16 protein-coding genes are annotated in these 17,378 nt (G+C 58.3%); 10 read left to right on the top strand and 6 right to left on the bottom strand.

The window, feature by feature from the left end:
- The first annotated feature begins 184 nt into the window (after positions 1–184).
- Entirely contained in the window at positions 185–958 is a 774-nt protein-coding gene (locus BLV81_RS13990; RefSeq protein WP_092357258.1) for a hypothetical protein, read from the top strand.
- A 6-nt stretch (positions 959–964) separates the two neighbouring features.
- Here the strand turns inward: BLV81_RS13990 and BLV81_RS13985 are convergent, their stop codons facing one another.
- Positions 965–1,246: a helix-turn-helix domain-containing protein gene (locus BLV81_RS13985; protein WP_092357256.1), complete on the bottom strand. Its 282-nt coding sequence runs from the start codon at positions 1,244–1,246 to the stop codon at positions 965–967.
- Positions 1,243–1,620 (bottom strand): type II toxin-antitoxin system RelE/ParE family toxin, encoded by a 378-nt coding sequence (locus BLV81_RS13980; RefSeq protein WP_092357254.1) that lies wholly within the window; start codon positions 1,618–1,620, stop codon positions 1,243–1,245. The genes BLV81_RS13985 and BLV81_RS13980 overlap by 4 nt, the downstream gene beginning before the upstream one ends.
- Before the next feature lie 169 nt (positions 1,621–1,789).
- Here BLV81_RS13980 and BLV81_RS13975 point away from each other — a divergent pair, with 169 nt between their 5' ends.
- Positions 1,790–2,392, top strand: coding sequence for a DJ-1/PfpI family protein (locus BLV81_RS13975; protein ID WP_092357252.1), 603 nt, complete (start codon positions 1,790–1,792; stop codon positions 2,390–2,392).
- A complete protein-coding gene (locus BLV81_RS13970) occupies positions 2,380–3,387 on the top strand; it encodes a GlxA family transcriptional regulator (RefSeq protein ID WP_092357250.1) in 1,008 nt (335 codons plus the stop codon). The genes BLV81_RS13975 and BLV81_RS13970 overlap by 13 nt, the downstream gene beginning before the upstream one ends.
- 121 nt (positions 3,388–3,508) lie before the next feature.
- Here the strand turns inward: BLV81_RS13970 and recJ are convergent, their stop codons facing one another.
- The 3 genes from recJ to BLV81_RS13955 all read right to left on the bottom strand — a co-directional run bounded on the left by recJ (position 3,509) and on the right by BLV81_RS13955 (position 8,563).
- Positions 3,509–5,203 (bottom strand): single-stranded-DNA-specific exonuclease RecJ, encoded by a 1,695-nt coding sequence (gene recJ, locus BLV81_RS13965; protein WP_092357249.1) that lies wholly within the window; start codon positions 5,201–5,203, stop codon positions 3,509–3,511.
- A complete protein-coding gene (locus BLV81_RS13960; RefSeq protein WP_092357390.1) occupies positions 5,200–6,273 on the bottom strand; it encodes a hypothetical protein in 1,074 nt (357 codons plus the stop codon). The genes recJ and BLV81_RS13960 overlap by 4 nt, the downstream gene beginning before the upstream one ends.
- A 76-nt stretch (positions 6,274–6,349) precedes the next feature.
- Entirely contained in the window at positions 6,350–8,563 is a 2,214-nt protein-coding gene (locus BLV81_RS13955; RefSeq protein ID WP_255365217.1) for a TonB-dependent siderophore receptor, read from the bottom strand.
- Between the two features lie 342 nt (positions 8,564–8,905).
- Between BLV81_RS13955 and BLV81_RS13950 the strand changes: the two genes are divergently transcribed.
- From BLV81_RS13950 to mgrA, 6 genes are all read left to right on the top strand, one after another.
- Positions 8,906–10,117 (top strand): cytochrome-c peroxidase, encoded by a 1,212-nt coding sequence (locus BLV81_RS13950; RefSeq protein ID WP_255365216.1) that lies wholly within the window; start codon positions 8,906–8,908, stop codon positions 10,115–10,117.
- Between the two features lie 21 nt (positions 10,118–10,138).
- A complete protein-coding gene (locus tag BLV81_RS13945) occupies positions 10,139–11,515 on the top strand; it encodes a phosphonate C-P lyase system protein PhnG (RefSeq protein WP_092357247.1) in 1,377 nt (458 codons plus the stop codon).
- Positions 11,516–11,541: 26 nt separating this feature from the next.
- Positions 11,542–12,078, top strand: coding sequence for an FMN-binding protein (locus BLV81_RS13940; RefSeq protein WP_092357245.1), 537 nt, complete (start codon positions 11,542–11,544; stop codon positions 12,076–12,078).
- Positions 12,075–12,914: an FAD:protein FMN transferase gene (locus tag BLV81_RS13935; protein WP_092357243.1), complete on the top strand. Its 840-nt coding sequence runs from the start codon at positions 12,075–12,077 to the stop codon at positions 12,912–12,914. Before BLV81_RS13940 ends, BLV81_RS13935 begins: the two co-directional genes overlap by 4 nt.
- 3 nt (positions 12,915–12,917) lie before the next feature.
- Positions 12,918–13,409, top strand: coding sequence for a DUF4405 domain-containing protein (locus BLV81_RS13930; protein WP_255365215.1), 492 nt, complete (start codon positions 12,918–12,920; stop codon positions 13,407–13,409).
- A 62-nt stretch (positions 13,410–13,471) separates the two neighbouring features.
- Positions 13,472–14,506 (top strand): L-glyceraldehyde 3-phosphate reductase, encoded by a 1,035-nt coding sequence (mgrA, locus tag BLV81_RS13925; RefSeq protein WP_092357241.1) that lies wholly within the window; start codon positions 13,472–13,474, stop codon positions 14,504–14,506.
- Between the two features lie 89 nt (positions 14,507–14,595).
- On the opposite strand, the gene BLV81_RS13920 is transcribed toward mgrA, so the two are convergent.
- On the bottom strand, positions 14,596–15,609 hold the full coding sequence (locus tag BLV81_RS13920; protein ID WP_176992839.1) for a GlxA family transcriptional regulator: 1,014 nt from the start codon (positions 15,607–15,609) through the stop codon (positions 14,596–14,598).
- Between the two features lie 495 nt (positions 15,610–16,104).
- Between BLV81_RS13920 and BLV81_RS13910 the strand changes: the two genes are divergently transcribed.
- Positions 16,105–17,373: a serine hydroxymethyltransferase gene (locus BLV81_RS13910; RefSeq protein ID WP_092357235.1), complete on the top strand. Its 1,269-nt coding sequence runs from the start codon at positions 16,105–16,107 to the stop codon at positions 17,371–17,373.
- Positions 17,374–17,378 lie beyond the last annotated feature (5 nt).

Here is a 17,378-nt window from a genome sequence, read left to right as displayed (position 1 = left end):
AAACCCTAAATTATACGCCTGCAGCATGGCAGATGGCCCCGCTGTTTGCATTTCGCCCATTTTTGCTGATCTTTTTTGGGCAAATATGCAGAAATGTGAACCATTGCAACAAGGCTGCTATCGAAGCTGCAACTCTCTACAATGGATGCGAGCTTGCTAATTTACCTACCGGGCCGGGCCGCACATGGCGATTAAGGCAAATACCAATCGTTACAATGTCGATTTATCATCATTTTTACTGGTGGTCCCGCTATGCCTGATGTGTTTGGGACTCGGCGCTTGCGGCCTACTGGCGCCGGCACCGGCGCCGCACGGCGAAGTCCAGGGGGCGTCCACCAGCGGCGCGGAACTGGCGCAGTCCGATGTCAATCGTTTCGCGACTCTTGCCATGCGTGACAATCTGGACAGTCTTTATCGCCTGCTGGATAAATTGTACCGGCGCAATCCGGCCGAATGGAAAAAGACCGCCACCAGCCGCGAACTGGCGATCAAGCGCGTGCGCGATGCTATCGAAACCCGGCAGCCGTGGCCGGAGCTGCGAGGAAAGCATGATATCCAGGCCTTGTCGCTGGCGCTAAGCCCGGATTTCAGCGGCGACCGGGCGGCGGCTTTTATCTACGCCGCAGCCGACATGATCATCGTCGCGCATGGCGGTAAAACCAGGTTTTATCTGATTGACGGTTTCGACGCCCAGTATCTGTACAACGCCGCCCGCAACATGGAGATAGCGTCGTGGATACTCAACAGCCGGAAAAACCCTGCTGGCCAGCCTTTGCTGCTGTCCAACGACATCAGCGACAGCGAACGCAACGTCAGTTTTGAAAGAGAGTTCGGCAAGATCATCGGCCGCATCGATTTACTGGCTGAAATGACGACCGAGAAGTACAAGCGCGCCGGTATCAGCTATTTGCAGAATATGGTGGGCGGCACGTTTTTGCAGTTTTTGCCGGTACGCTAGGCGCTATCAGGCAAGCTCGAGTTCAACGTGCACGCGACGGCCAAGCGCCGCTGCCATATTCACCAATGCATCGAGCGAAAAGCGCGATACCCGGCCTCGCAACAGGTCGTTGACGCGCGGTTGCGTCACGCCGCAATGGCTGGCTGCCTCGGTCTGCGTCCATGCGCTTTGCTTCACGATATCGGCAATCTGTTGCATGAGCTCAGCCCTGGCGCGCAGATTCGCGGCTTGCTCCGATGTGTCGGCAAGCGCGTCCCACACGCTGGCGTAGCTTTCGATTTTGCTCATTTGTTACCTCTCATCAATTGCGCAAAGCGCTCTCTGGCAATGCCAATATCGTGTCTGGCCGTGGCTTGCGTCTTCTTTTGGAAAGCGTGAAGCACATATGCGGCATCAGTCAGGCGCGCTGTGTAGATAACCCGATAAATACCTGAAGCGTCCCTTATCCTGATTTCTTCAACACCCGTGCCGATTGACGGCATAGGTTTAAAGTCATCCGGCGGCTTGCCCTTTTGCACCTTATCAAGTTGATAGCCGGCATCTTGCTTTGCATCCTCGGGGAACTGGCGCAGGCATTTGAGCGAGTCGCCAAGGAAGCGTACCGGTTTTACAGATTGATTATACTGGTTCGGATATAAAGTGCAATTGCTTTGGATAGGCATGGCGATTTCGACTAACGCAATAGTTGATCATTGAGGGCAAGCCAGGATGTCCGGTTTTGTCCGCATTATGTCTACAGGGAGCATTTCGCGATACCCGCCTTGGGCTTAAGCTGATATCAACGATAGAAGTCCAGCCCCGGACTTTCCGTGAGTTGAATGAGGCCCAAGCATGTTGAGCGTAGGAATACTGGTTTTTGACGATGTTGAAATTTTGGATTTTTCCGGCCCCTACGAAGTGTTTTCCACCGCGGCCCGGGTGCACCGTCGCAACAATGGCAACCATGCTGCCGCAAACCTGTTTCAGTGTTTTTTGGTGGCGCCGAGCATGCGACCGGTGCGCGCCCGCGGCGGCATGAAAGTACTGCCTGATTGCGTATTGCTGCCATCTGCGGAACTGGATGTGCTGCTGGTGCCGGGTGGCGATGTCTCGGCTATCCTCAATAACGACGCGGTGATCGGCTGGATCGCGGCGCAGTCGCTGGGTGCGCTTATCACCGCTTCGGTCTGCACCGGCGCCTTCCTGCTGGCCAAGGCAGGCTTGCTGGATGGACTGGATGTCACCACGCATTGGGAGGACCAGGATGATTTGCAGGCCGGATTTCCGGCGCTTTCTGTCAAGCGTGATGTGGCGTGGGTAGATTGCGGTAAAGTGGTCACTTCCGGCGGCATTTCAGCGGGCGTCGACATGAGCCTGCATCTGGTCGAGCGATTGGCTGGACCCGAACTGGCTGCCGCCACTGCCAGACAGATGGAGTATCGATGGCTGCAATAGCCGACAACATGCGTGCCGACGAAATCACCATTCCGGTCTATTTCCTGCTGCGTGACGCCACCATGGCGCTTGACCTGATTGGTCCGGCGGAAGTGCTGCGCTATGCCAACCGGATCGCCGAGCGTGAAGGGCGACCTGATTTTTTCGATGTGCGTTATATCAGCGCGGCGGATAACATCAGCACTTCCATCGGACTTGGCCTGACCGGCTTTTGTCCGCTGCCGGATGGCCTGCCCGCCAACGCCATCCTGGTGCTTAACGGCTGCAGCGGCCGCGACGACGATTTCAGCAGCATTGCCGATCAACATGCAGTGAGCTGGCTGCGCACCCATTGGGGCGCTTCGCATAAATTGTTATGTATTTGCACCGGCGCCTTGCTGGCCGGATATACCGGTTTGCTCGACGACCGCCAATGCACCACCCATCACAGCCATTGCGATGACCTGCGTCGCCTTGCGCCGCGTGCACAGGTTTTGGAAAACCGGATTTTTGTCGAAGACCGCAATGTGTATACCAGCGCGGGTGTCACCACCGGCATCGACCTGGCTTTGCATGTGGTGGCGCAAATTTGCGGCCACGCCCGCAGCGCTTCGATTGCCCGATCGCTGGTGGTATATATGCGGCGTGCCGGCAGCGATCCGCAATTGTCGCCATGGCTGGCCTGCCGCAATCACTTGCATCCGGCGGTACACCGGGTACAAGACGCCGTGATCGGCAATCCCGCGAACGATTGGGATTTACAGCAGCTGGCGGAGATCGCCTGCACCAGCGAACGCCATCTGACGCGTTTGTTCCGCGAACATACCGACAGCAGCCTGGTCGACTACATCCAACGCATCCGCGTCGCCCTGGTGCGCGAGCTATTGACGCAATCCAAGCTGGACATGGAGCAGGTAGCGCAACAAGCAGGCTTCAATTCAACCCGCCAATTACGCCGTGTCTGGAGCAAATTCGAAAGCCTCCCACCCAGCCAACAGCGCCAGGCTAATAGTTAAATAGTCAAATGGAGTCAGAGTTTGTTTACGACAGTGTTATTGTCGTAAATTACACTCCCCGCGCGGCTCTGACCCCATTTGACGGGCCACGGAGCACGACACTCCGCATTCTAAGTAAGAACTACATCGGCTCCGCATGCTCAACCATCAACTGCACCTTGGTAACCCCATTATATTCATTAGCATCCAACCGAAACGCCACCTTGGCCTTACTCCCCAACTCATCGGTGTGTCCGAACCAGATCGCATCGTAGCGCGTGCCATTCCGTTCCAGCAGCAGCTTCAAATGCTTCTCCTTCAAGATACGCTGGCTGACCACCCGGAATTCATCGCAAAACAACGGCGGCGCAAAGCCCTGGCCCCACACCTGGCCCTCCATTAACTCTATGAATTGCGTGGTGTAATAGGCGTCCTCCAACGGTCCGTCGGTCTCAACCACGCGTTCCAGCTGGCTCTGTCCCAGCCATTCACGCCCGACTTTTTCAAAAGCCTCCGCAAAAGCGTCAAACGCATCCGCACGGATCGTCAGCCCGGCTGCCATCGCATGGCCGCCGAATTTCTGGATCAGGCTGGGCGCATGCTTGGACACCAGATCCAGTGCATCGCGCAAATGGAAACCGGGAATCGATCGCCCCGAACCTTTGATCAACCCTTCACCGCCTGGCGCAAAAGTGATCGTGGGCCGATAGAATTTATCTTTCAGACGAGAAGCAACGATGCCGATCACGCCCTGATGCCAGGACGCGTCGAAGACGCTGATGGTGGTGCTGTCTTGCGGTTTGAAATCGTCCAGCAATGCCAGTGCGGTATCTTGCATGCCGGCTTCGATATCGCGCCGTTCGCGGTTGATGGCGTCGAGCTGCTGGGCGATGGCCCAGGCGCGGCCTTCGTCGTCGGTGGTCAGGCATTCGATACCCAGCGCCATGTCGGCCAGGCGGCCGGCGGCGTTCAGGCGCGGGCCCAGCGCGAAGCCAAGGTCGAACGGCGTGGCGCGGCGCGCCTCGCGGCCGGCGGCGCGAAACAGGGCGGCAATGCCGGCATGCATGCGGCCGGCGCGCATGCGCTTCAATCCTTGCGCTACCAGGATGCGATTGTTGGCGTCCAGCTTGACGACGTCGGCAACGGTGCCGAGCGCCACCAGATCAAGCAGTACATCCAGTTTCGGCTGGCTCTTGGCGTCAAACACGCCGCGCTTGCGCATTTCGGCGCGCAGCGCCAGCAAGACATAGAACATCACGCCGACACCTGCCAGGTTCTTGCTGGGAAAGCCGCATTCCGGCTGGTTCGGGTTGACGATGACGCGAGCGGCTGGCAGCGTGTCCGCAGGCAAGTGATGGTCAGTGACGACCACTTCGATGCCGCGCCGGTTGGCCTCAGCCACGCCGTCGATGCTGGCGATGCCGTTGTCGACGGTGACGATGATGTCGGGCGATTTCTCGCGCGCCGTCAGTTCGACGATTTCGGGCGTCAGGCCGTAGCCGTATTCAAACCGGTTCGGCACGATGAAGTCGATGTTGGCGCCCAGCAGCCGCAAGCCGCGCAGGCCGACGGCACAGGCGGTGGCGCCGTCGCAATCGTAGTCGGCGACGATCACCATTTTCTTTTGCGCGGCGATGGCGTCGGCCAGGAAGCTGGCGGCAGCGTCTATATGCAGCAATCCTGCGGGTGGAATCAGCGCCGTCAGTTCACTTTCCAGTTCCTTGGCATCGAGCAGGCCGCGCGCGCTGTACACACGCGCCAGCACCGGATGAATGCCGCTCTGGTGCAGCCGTTCGGAGTCGCGGAAAGAGTAGGGGCGGGTGGTTATGCGCGTCATGGCAGCAATCTGGTCAGGGCTGGCTTCAGCCAGAATTTCTTGAGCGAGAGCCGGCTGGCGGCCAGTTCAAGCACGTGCGTACTGTCGGTAATGATCAGGGAAAGACTATCCAGCTGCCCTTGTTGCATCGCTTGCAGCACCGGCGCGAAACAGGTGCTTTCCAGGGTTTGCAACTCTTGCAGCCAGCTTGACCACTCGCCGGTGAGGGCCGGCTCGATCAATTGATCCAATACCAGCAGGCCGCGTCCGGGTTTGGCGGCGATGATGCCGGCGACGCTGGCATCTGCATGCGCAGCCTTGGCGTACTGGCCGAGACCGACGAAGCCGTCAGGCAGGTTGAATGCCTCGTATTGGCCGACGGTCGGCGCCGTAGCAGCGGCGCCGCCCCACAGCCAAAGGGAGTTGACGCTCTGCTTTCCCTGCCTCTCGCGGCGCTCGTTCAGGGGATGGGCAAACCACAGCATCTGTACTTCATTCTGCAACTTGCGCCAGGCTTGGGCGCCGTCGCCTTGCGGCATCCAGATATCGATGTTGTGCCCGCAAGTAGCATCCGGGGTGGAAGTAATCAGCCCCTGCCAGTCGTCAGCACGCATGAACCAGGTGTTGGCGTTGCCGTAGAGCAGTGGCCTACCTTCTTCGGCAAACAAAGGCGCGGCGGCGTCGAACAATTCGCGTGCATCGGATTCGGACAAGCCGATCTGGCGGATATCGGTCAATACCAGATGATCGCGGGCGATATGGATGTGGGCCGGATGGAGCATGAACCAGACACCTTCATCGACGCTCAGGCCCAGCGCGCGCATGGCGGCGCAGGCCAGGGCGGGGCTGTTGTGCGCGTCCTGGCGTGGCTCGGCGCTGACCGGGGCGAACGAAGGCAGGGAAAATTGCGAACTCAACCACATTTCGTGCGGCAAGGCGCGCGCAAAGTCGTCAAATTCTTGACGGGAATGTTCCTTTTTGGCGCGCGCCATCAGGGTGGCGAAGGCGGGCAGTTTCAATTCGCGCAATAAATCGCGCGCCAGTTCCGGCGGCGGCAGGCCGAATGGCAATAGGGTAGTTAAATGACTCATGGCGCGATTGTAGGGCATAGCCGCGGCATGAGTCGAATTGCCTTTGTTTACTCTGTTGCCGCCAGGTCTGGCATGCTCAGAAATTCAGCTTGGCATTGAGCGTCAACTCGCGGCCGGCGCCGATATTGACGAATGGCGTGCCGGTACAGCAACTGGCAGTGTAATAAGTCGAATCGAAGATGTTCTTGATGTTGAACTGCCAGTCTATCGATTGACCGCCGATCAAGGTATTCCAGGACACGAACGCATCCATCACGCGGCCGTAAGGCAGGCGATAGACCTTGCCGCTGCCGTCGCCCACCGGCAGGCTGCTGAACACGCGGGCGCCGGCGCCGGCCCTGATGCGGCCTTCGACCGGACCGACGCGCGATACGCCGAAATCACGTGTCAGGTACAGCGACGCCGCATGTTTCGGAGTGTTCGGCAGGGGATTCCCTGCCAGTTTAGGGTCATCGGCGTAGCGTGCCTCGGTGTAGGCGTAGCTGCCGACCAGGCTCAGGTTCTGGCTGATGCGGCCGCTGGCGTCGAACTCCAGGCCGCGCGACCTGGCTTTGCCGGCATTGCGGGTGTAATTGATGCCGCTGATGGTTTCGGTAGTCTGGATGTTGCGTTTTTGAATATCGAATAGCGCCAGCGTCGCCGTCAGGTTCGCGGTTTCCAGTTTCGATCCGATTTCATAACTCTTGGCCAGTTCCGGCGGCAACTCGCCTATCGGTGTGGCGATCGAAGTATTCGGTTTGAAAGACTCGCTGTAACTGGCGTACATGGACCAGTCGGGCGCCAGTTTGTAGGTCACGCCGGCGCGCGGCGTGGCTCTGCCCGCGGCAACCTTGCTGCCGACAATGAACGGGCGGCCCTTGCCGGCCAGTTCATTGAAATATTCGTAGCGCGCACCGGCCAGCAGGATCCAGCGCTCATCCAGACGTATCGAATCCTGGACAAACACGCCGCGCGAGATCAGCTTGTCGGTCTGGTCGCTATCTACCGGGCTGATTTTGCTGCCGGCCTGCGCCAGCTGCCCGTACACCGGGTCGTAGATATTGAACTGGCTATTGCTCGGGCTGCGGTAGAGGTCGGCCAGCACCCGGTAGTTGCGCATGTAGTCGACGCCGCCGACGATATCGTGGCGGATCAGGCCCCAGTTGAATTTTCCTTCCAGGTTCAAGGTCAGCGTATGCGCCGATTGCACGCCGTTCTGGGTGGCGTCGACGCGCCGGGTAGCGATGCCGGTGGCATAGTTGACGGACAGTACCCGTGCCTGCCAGTCATTGTAGTAGCTGCGGCTGAAGCCGTAGCCGCCGTGCAGGGTCCAGTCGGCGTTGAGCTGGTGGTCGAAGCGCAGGTTGACGGCGTCGGAACGGCCGGCCGAGACATTGTAGGCTTCGTCGAAACGACGTTCCTTGGGTAGCGCAACCGGATTGCCGCTGCGCGGATCGATGACGGTGCCGCGGTCGATCGGCACCGAATAGTTCATGTGTTCGTAGGCGAACGACAATGTCGTATCGCGGCCGTACCAGGCCAGCGACGGCGCCGCCACGGATTGCGTGGTTTCGCCGAAGTTGCGCCAGTAGTTGCTGCGCTGGTGATCGGCGATCAAGCGGTAAGCCAGTCCGGAATCGCCGATCGGGCCGGTCAGGTCGATCTGTTCGCCGCTGCCGCCGTAGCTGGAAGTGGTGAGCGTTACCGAGCGTTGCTTTTCCAGCAGCGGTTTCTTGCTGATGACGTTGATGACGCCGCCCGGGTCCATGCTGCCGTAAAGCATGGATGACGGTCCCTTCAGTACCTCGATACGCTCCGTGGTCGGCGTGAAGTTGCGTGGCTGGACCGACAGCATGCCGTCGCGCAGCATGGAGTTGTCGCGGTTGTCGCCGAAGCCGCGCTTGATGATTGCATCCAGCGTGCCGCCCAGTGTATTACCCATGCGGATGCCGGATACGGTATCCAGCGATTCTGCCAGGCTGCCCGGCTGGCGGTCCTGCAGGAATTGGGAAGTCACCACGCTGACCGCCTGCGGTACGTCGATCAGGGCAGCGTCGCTGCGGCTGGCGACGGTAGCGCGCTTTGCCTGATAACCGTTTTCCGCCGGGTTGGCGTCATCCCGGCTGGCCGTCACGGATACCGTAGGCAACACATTTTCGCTGCTCCTTGCGTCGATATTTTTCTGGGCATCTCCGACTGCTGTGGCCTGGCTGTCCGGCAGTCTGGACGACTCTCCGGATTGCAGGTCTGCCGCAATTACGCCATGCGTCAGCATGATTGAGCATATGCCCGCTATCTGCTTTTTCAACACTTTATCCTCGCCTGCTTATTCATTTTTGCTAACAGGCGGCATTATATCTAATTGAGAAGCATTCGCAATTAAATGTGAGGCGGGAGTGTTTTTTTGCAAATTCGTTGGTTCGATTGTTGGAAGAAAAAGACATGTTTAACAGAAACTCTGCAGGTGAATCGATTGTAATTGCTAATTGCAATCATTCTCAATACCATTCGTATTCTGTTGTTCCAGAAAAAATAAAACGATAAAACAGAAGCCAGGGCGAGGCTGAAATCAAAGCTTTGAGCTTTGAGAAAACTCGCGTGAATTCAGATCAATTAAAAAATAATGCAAATGTCTCAATATGAGGTAAAGACCATGGTTCGCATTCCGGGGGGGATGAAGTGGTCGTTGATGCTGGCGGCGGCCTGTTTGCTGGCTGCTTGCGGCGGCGGTGAAGGCGGCAGCACCAGTACGGCGAATACGCCAGTGCCTGACGGCGGACTCAGCCAGGTCGCCAGCCTTGGCAAGAAAATCTTCAGCGATCAAAGTCTGTCAGCCTCGGGCAAGCAGTCTTGCGCCACCTGCCACAATCCCGACAATGCGCACGCACAGAGCAACGACCTGGCAGTGCAGTTGGGCGGCCCCAATCTCGATGTGCCAGGCTTTCGCGCGGTGCCGTCTTTGCGCTACCTTAATCTGACTCCGGCTTTCTTTTTTGCCAGCGACGGCACGCCGACCGGCGGCTTTAATCGCGACGGCCGTGTCAATACGCTGGCCGATCAGTCGCAGCGGCCGTTCCTGGCGCCGCATGAAATGGCCAATGCCAGCAAGGCTGATGTGATTGCCAGATTAAAGCTGGCGGCGTATGTCGAGGAATTCCGCCAGGTATTCGGCGCTGCCATCCTGGATAATAGCGACGATGCATTCAACCGCATTCAGTTGGCGTTGCAGCAGTACCAGAAGGAAGACGGCGATTTCCACCCCTACGATTCCAAATACGATCAATTCCTGAGCGGCAAAGTGCCATTGAACGCGGCTGAATTGCGCGGGCTGGCATTGTTCAATAATCCAACCAAGGGCAACTGCGTCGCCTGCCACCTGAGCGCCAAGGGCAGCGACGGCTCATCCCCGCTATTTACCGATTTCACCTTTGACAATCTTGGCGTTCCGCGCAATCCGGCGATTGCAGCGACCGCCGATGCCGGCTATTTCGATCTCGGCCTGTGCGGGCCGGATCGTAGCGATCTGAGTAATCGCAGCGAGTTGTGCGGTAAGTTCAAGGTGCCGACCTTGCGTAACGTTGCGACGCGCAAAGTGTTTTTCCATAACGGCTACTTCAAGACTCTGCGCGAGGCGGTCAGTTTTTACGTCAAGCGCGATACCAATCCGGAGCTGTGGTATCCGGCCGACGCCAATGGCGTCGTACAAAAATTCAACGATCTGCCCGAGCCATATCGCAAGAACGTGAATGTCACCGAAGTACCGTATAACCGGCAGCCGAATATGCCGCCGGCATTGTCGGAGAGCGAGGTTGACGACGTCGTGCAATTTCTCGGCACGCTGACCGACGGCTACAAAGCACAATAAACATTTAGGGGAACAAACATCATGAAAAAAAATATCTTGACGCAAGCCATTGCAATCGCCCTGATGGCAAGCCCTTTGGCGGCATCCGCCAGCGAGGCTGAGTTATTGAAGCGACTCAATAAGCTGGCTGCTGAAGTCGAGCAGCTCAAGGCCGAACTGGCCGCCACCAAGCAAAAAACCGATACGGTCGAAAAGCGCCAGGATGCGCTCGCCGCAGCTCCGGCAGCAGCGGCCGTCGCAACGACTGCGGCGGCCGCAGGGGCAGCACCGTCGGGTACTGCCGTTGCACCGATGTCGGCAGTCGCGGCGATGTCGCCAGCTGCTTCGCCGGCGACATCGCTGGGCCCCAATACGGTGCTGTCGAGTTATGGCGAAGTCAATTACACCCGTCCTCGCAAAGACAGCAGCAAGTCGCAAACCGATGTCGCTCGCGCGGTGATCGGCATTACCCACCGTTTTGATGAAAAGACCAAGATGGTGGCGGAGTTTGAATGGGAGCACGCCGTCACTTCCGCCAGCGATAAGGGCGAGACTGAAGTCGAGCAGCTGTATGTCGAGCGCGAATTCAACAACGGTCTGCGCGCCAAGGGCGGCTTGTTCCTGATCCCGGCCGGCTTGCTCAATACTAATCACGAACCGACTGCTTATTACGGCGTGTATCGTAATTTCGTCGAAACGGCGATCATTCCATCCACCTGGCGCGAGGCTGGCCTGGGCTTGTCGCAGACGCTCGACAACGGCTTGAGTTGGGATACGGGGCTGACTACCGGTTTCGATCTGAGCAAATGGGATGCTTCGTCGACCGACGGCCGCACCTCGCCGCTGGGCAGCATTCACCAGGAAGGCCAGATGGCGAAGTCGCATGATCTGAGTGTGTTCGGCGCATTGAACTGGCGCGGCGTGCCAGGCTTGCTGCTGGGCGGCTCCGTGTTTACCGGCAAAGTCGGCCAGAAGACGCCGGATTTCGCGGCGCAGGATGCGCGCCTTACTTTGTGGGATCTGCATGCGCGCTACACGCCGGGCAAATGGGATCTGTCCGCAGTCTATGCGCGCGGCACCATCAGCAACACCGAGGTCCTGAATCAGACCTTCGCCGGTCAGCCTACACCGGTGCCGTCGTCGTTCTACGGCTGGTACACGCAGGCCGCCTATCAGTTGTGGAAAAACTCGGACTATACTTTGACACCGTTCACCCGCTATGAACGCTTCAATACTGCCAACAGCTATGCGGCGCTGCCGCCCGGCCTGGGAGTAGCAAGCGGCCCGAACGAAGGTGTCTGGACGGTCGGCGCCAACTTCAATATCGGCGAAGGCGTGGTTTTGAAAGCGGATTATCGGAAATTCAAGGTAGATACGACGCGCGATAGCTTCGATCTCGGCCTCGGTTATGCGTTCTAATTTCTAACTATTTATTGGTATCCACGATGAAACAGATCAACCTGGCTGCCCTGGCGCTTGCGACCGGCGCCACTTCGAGCGCCTTCGCCACCCAGTACCTGACGGTGGAGCAGGCGCAACAAGTGATGTTTCCGGATGCGACCAGCTTCCGGGACGCCAGCTTGCAGCTGTCCGGCGAACAGATGAAACAGGTCGAGAAAATTTCCGGCCTGCCTGCACGTTCGGTCGGCTGGCGCGTGTTTGCCGCGTATAAAGGCGATAGCCAATTAGGCTACGTGGTACTGGATGACGTGGTCGGCAAGTTTGAATTGATTTCGTATGCGGTAGCGGTCAATCCCGATGCCAGCATCAAGCAGATTGAAATTCTCACCTATCGGGAAAGCCACGGCTTTGAAATCAAAAGCCAGGCGTGGCGCAAGCAATTCGTCGGCAAGACAGCTGCCGCCGGCTTGACTATCGGCGACGGCATCGCCAGCATCAGCGGCGCCACGCTGTCGTGCACGCATGTCACCGATGGCGTACGGCGGATAGCCGCCATCGCTCAGGTCATGCTGAAAAAATGAAGCGGCGGGCGCAACCTTGGCTGGGAACCCTGGTCGAGGTGACACTTGCGGATACGCTTGGCGATGTCGCCACCGCTTGCGCTTTCGATGCGGCTTTCGCCGCTGTCGCCGAAGTGCATCGCTTGATGAGCTATCACGATGCAGCCAGTGATGTCGGCCGTATCAATCGCATGGCGGTTGGCAGCGCGATACAGATTCATGCGCACACGGCGATAGTGATTCGCACGGCACTCAATTTGAATGCAGTAACGAATGGTCTGTTTGATATCGGTTGTGCGTCAAAATTGGTTGAATGGGGCTATTTGCCGAAGCTAGCCGGGAAAATCGCAGAAACCGGCTCAGGCAACGCGGCTAATCGGTTCAGCTTGCATATCGATGACGCCGATAAAGTTCGGAAAATGGCGCCGGTGCTGATCGATTTGGGCGGTATCGCCAAGGGCTACGCGGTAGATGCTGCCATCAATGCCTTGCAAGCATCAGGCGTCGCCTCGGCGTGCGTCAATGCGGGCGGCGATTTGCGGGCTTTCGGCGAAAACGCCTATCCGGTCATGATTCGCGATCCCCGGGCGCCCGCGCAAATCGCGGGCCGGATCGAATTGAAAAATGCTGCAATGGCGACTTCCGGCAGTTATTTTTCGCAAAAGACGGTGCGGGGCCACCAACGTTCGGCGCTGGTCGACTGTGAAAGCGGCAACGCGCTAGTCGACAGTGTCAGCGCCACGGTGCAAGCTGCCGATTGCATGACGGCGGATGCGCTGACCAAGCTGGTGCTGTCAAGCGCCGATCCCCAACATCCGTTATTGCAGCAGTTTGGCGCAACTGCTTTTATAATCTGACGGATGCGCTCCCCTAAACATCCTAAACAAAGTCTTCATCATCCAAGAATCCGGCAGCAAATCCTGAGGTTTCGCCTTGAGCGCTGGCATCGAATCAGTCTTTATGGCATTTCCGGCCTGCTGACGGCCAGCGGTATTCTGTGGCTGATCGTCCATTATTTCCTGCGGGTAGCGGGTGAGTTCGGTGAAACCGTCAATCCGGTCGAGCCATGGTCGATGAAACTGCATGGTGCGGCCGCCATGGCCATGCTTTTCTTCGTAGGCAGCCTGCTGCTCAGCCATATCCGCCGCGCTCACCATGCGCGCCGCAATCGCTATTCCGGCTGGAGCATGGCGGCCTTGCTAGCCTGGTTGACGATCAGCGGCTATGCTTTGTACTACATCGCCAGCGAAGCCAGCAGGCCGCTCTGGTCGGCCGGGCACTGGATGCCGGGCTTGCTGTTGCCACTATTGCTGGTATTGCATATTTTTCTGGGGCGAAGTGCAGCTAGATAGACTGCCATCCATTTTTCTGCCTAAGCAGGATTTTTCGAACACATCGTAAAGGAATTTCGGTCATGAGCTATCACGCATCAAGCAAGCGCTACGACAACATGCAGTACCGGTTTTGCGGCCCCAGCGGCCTCAAGTTGCCATTGTTGTCGATGGGACTCTGGCACAACTTCGGCGACACCACCTCGCTGGCGCGTCAACGCGAAATGGTGCACGCCGCTTTCGATCTCGGGATCACGCATTTCGACCTGGCCAATAATTACGGACCGCCATACGGCAGCGCCGAAACCAATTTCGGCCGCATCCTGAAAGAAGACCTGCGCCCTTACCGCGATGAGCTGATCATTTCGACCAAGGCTGGCTGGGACATGTGGCCGGGGCCGTATGGGCAGGGCGGCGGTTCGCGCAAATATGTGCTGGCCAGCCTCGACCAGAGCCTGCAGCGCATGGGCCTGGATTATGTCGATATCTTTTATTCGCACCGCTTTGATCCGGAAACGCCGCTGGAAGAAACCATGAGTGCGCTGGCGACCGCGGTGCAGCAAGGCAAGGCGCTGTATGTCGGCGTCTCGTCCTACTCGCCTGCCAAGACTGCGCAAGCCGCCAAGCTGTTGCGCGACTGGAAAGTGCCTTGCCTGATTCATCAGCCGTCCTACAACATGTTCAACCGCTGGATCGAACAAGGCTTGCTGGATACGCTGGAACAGGAGGGCATGGGTTGCATCACTTTTACCGCCTTGGCGCAGGGACTGCTGAGCGATAAATACCTGAACGGCGTGCCGCAAGATTCGCGCATCAATCGCGAGGGTGGCGGCTCGCTGCAGCAGGCCCATCTGAGTCCGGAAAACCTGGCGCGCGTGCGGGCTCTCAACGAGATTGCCAAGACGCGCGGCCAGAGCCTGGCGCAGATGGCGCTGGCCTGGGTACTGCGCGATCCGCGCGTGACCACCACCTTGATCGGCGCCAGCAGTCCGGCCCAGATCCGGGAAAACGTGGCGGCCTTGCAGCGGCTGGATTTTTCGACGGAAGAATTGGCGGCTATCGATGTGCAGGCAAAAGAGGGCGGGATTAATCTGTGGGAGGGCTCTTCAAACGGCTAAGGCGACTGTTTTGAGTGTTGCCATTTTCTGTTATAAAACGGGCGCCAGCGGCGCCCGTTCTTTCTTCTTCTCTCCCTGCTACTGCGCCGCTAAATGAAAGCTGCCGCTTGCTGCATGGGCGCCGCCAGCAACGCAGCCGGAACCGGTGCTTGCTGGCGCCGTTCGGTGCTTGGCGCAACGCTGAATATTTCACGATAGGTCTTGCTGAAATGGCAGGCGGACTGAAAGCCGCAAGCAACCGTAATGCTGAGTATCGACATATCGGTTTGGCGCAGCAATTCCCTGGCCTTGCGCAGGCGCAGCGTCAGGTAGTAATGGGTAGGCGACATGCCCATATGTTCCTTGAACATGCGCTGCAGCTGGCGCGGCGACGAGTTCGATAACTGCGCCAGCTCATCCAGCGACAGGGGTTCTTCTATATTCGCTTCCATCAGCGACACCACCTCGACCATGGCCGGACGGGCAGACGTCATGCGCACCGTCAGCGGCACCCGCTGCTGGTCTTTGTGGTCGCGTACATGTTCCAGGATAAATTGATCGGCGATCGCTGCAATCGTGGTTTTTCCGACCTGGCTTGAAATCAGGTTCAGCATCATGTCCAGCGGCGCGATGCCGCCGGTGCAGGTGATGCGGTCACGGTCGATGACAAACAGATCGGGAGCGAAAGAAATCGCGGGATAGCTGCGCTTTAAGGTCGACAGGTTTTCCCAGTGGGTGGCGCAAGTGTAGCCATCCAGCAGGCCGGCCTGGGCCAGGGCGAAGGCGCCGGTGCACAGGCTGCCCAGGGCAATTCCCTTGCGTGCCAGATGTTGCAGCATGTCCAGCGTGGCAGGATTGATCGCTGCTGCGATGTCGGTGCCGCCGCAGACGAAGACGACGTCGGCCGCGGTGCCTTGGCCGGCGCGCGTAGTGGTCACGGAGAGGCCGTTGCTAGCCATGACAGTACCGCCTTCGGGGCTGACGACGGACCAGCGGTAAAGATTTTTTCCTTCCAGGTAATTGGCCATTCTCAATACTTCGATGGCATTTGAAAATGCCAACATCGTAAAGTTGTTGAGCGGCATGAAAGCAAAATGGGTGAAGGAAGAAGCGCTTTTAGACATGACCTGCTCCGTTGGCAAACATCAGCGATGGACAATGTAACGTTGAAACGACCGGACAACAAATGCTTTCGGTTGTGCGTCGCAATAAGCATGCCAAGCTGACCAGAAGGCTTATTTCAACAGTCCCGATGCGAAAAAAATGCCGGAATACCTGGTTCACTCCGGGGCGCTTCGATTTTCTTGACACGCTCTGCATCTTTTCCGGCAAGCACGCCATATGGCCAGGCAGGGTAGCGCTGAGTCCGGTCGATCCCGCTTTTTGTGCATGCGATCCATTTCGGCGCAATCGGCCGGCAAGCCTGCGCCACAGCTGCGTGAGCAGCGTCAAGAAACGGCGCTTGCCCAAAAGTGACGGCAATGTCGCAAATTGAAAGGTTCCCGTCAGATCAAGTCAATAGCGGGCAATGGCTTGGGACAAGAATGATGTCAACAAGCGAACCATTCCGATTTCAGTTTAATGCGCAATCTCGCCATCTTTTTCCAGGACATATACAAATGACACTTTCTGCATTTTCCCAGTCGCTGGCCGAACGCGACGCCGCGGTCATGCAAGCCATCGGCCTTGAGCTGGAACGGCAGCAAAACCAGATCGAGATGATCGCTTCGGAAAACATCGTTTCGCGCGCCGTGCTGGAGGCGCAGGGATCGGTGTTGACAAACAAGTATGCAGAAGGTTATCCCGGCAAGCGCTATTACGGCGGTTGCGAATTCGTCGACCAGGTGGAGACCCTGGCGCTGGAAAGAGTCAAGCAATTATTCGGCGCCAGATACGCCAATGTGCAGCCGCATTCCGGCGCCCAGGCTAACGGCGCGGTCATGCTGGCGCTGGTCAAGCCGGGCGATACCGTACTCGGCATGTCGCTCGACGCCGGCGGCCATCTGACGCACGGTGCGCGGCCGGCGATGTCGGGAAAATGGTTCAATGCGGTGCAATACGGCGTCAACCGCGACACCTACCTGATCGATTACGACGAAGTGGAAGCTTTGGCCAAGCTGCACAAGCCGCGTCTGATCATCGCCGGTTATTCCGCCTATCCGCGCCAGCTCGATTTCGCCCGCTTCCGCGCGATTGCCGATAGCGTCGATGCATTGCTGATGGTCGACATGGCGCATATCGCCGGGCTGGTGGCAACCGGTCATCATCCTAGCCCGGTGCCGCATGCGCATGTAGTCACGTCAACTACCCACAAGACCTTGCGCGGTCCGCGCGGCGGCTTCGTGCTGAGCAACGATGAAGACATCGCCAAGAAAATCAATTCCGCGGTTTTCCCGGGTTTGCAGGGCGGCCCCCTGATGCACGTCATCGCTGGCAAAGCCGTCGCTTTCGGCGAAGCGCTGCAACCGGAGTTCAAGCACTACATCGGCAACGTTGTCGCCAACGCCAAAGCCCTGGGCGAAGTGCTGCTGGCGGGCGGCGTCGACCTGGTGACCGGCGGCACTGAAAACCATCTGCTGCTGGTGGACCTGCGGCCTAAGGGCTTGAAAGGGACGCAAGTCGAGCATGCGCTGGAGCGCGCCGGCATCACCTGTAACAAGAACGGCATCCCGTTCGATACCGAAAAACCGACCGTCACTTCCGGCATCCGGCTCGGCACTCCGGCCGGAACTGCGCGCGGCTTCGGCGTAGAGGAGTTCCGCACTATCGGCCGCCTGACCGTTGAAATATTCGATGCGCTGGCGCGTAAGCCGGAGGGCGACGCTGAGGTCGAGCAGCGGGTGCTGGCTGAAGTGCGCGCGCTGTGCAAGCGTTTCCCCATCTATTAAGGAGT

This window comes from Collimonas sp. OK242, from assembly GCF_900107095.1.
Lineage (GTDB): Bacteria > Pseudomonadota > Gammaproteobacteria > Burkholderiales > Burkholderiaceae_D > Collimonas.
This window is presented reverse-complemented; position numbering and strand designations above follow the sequence as displayed.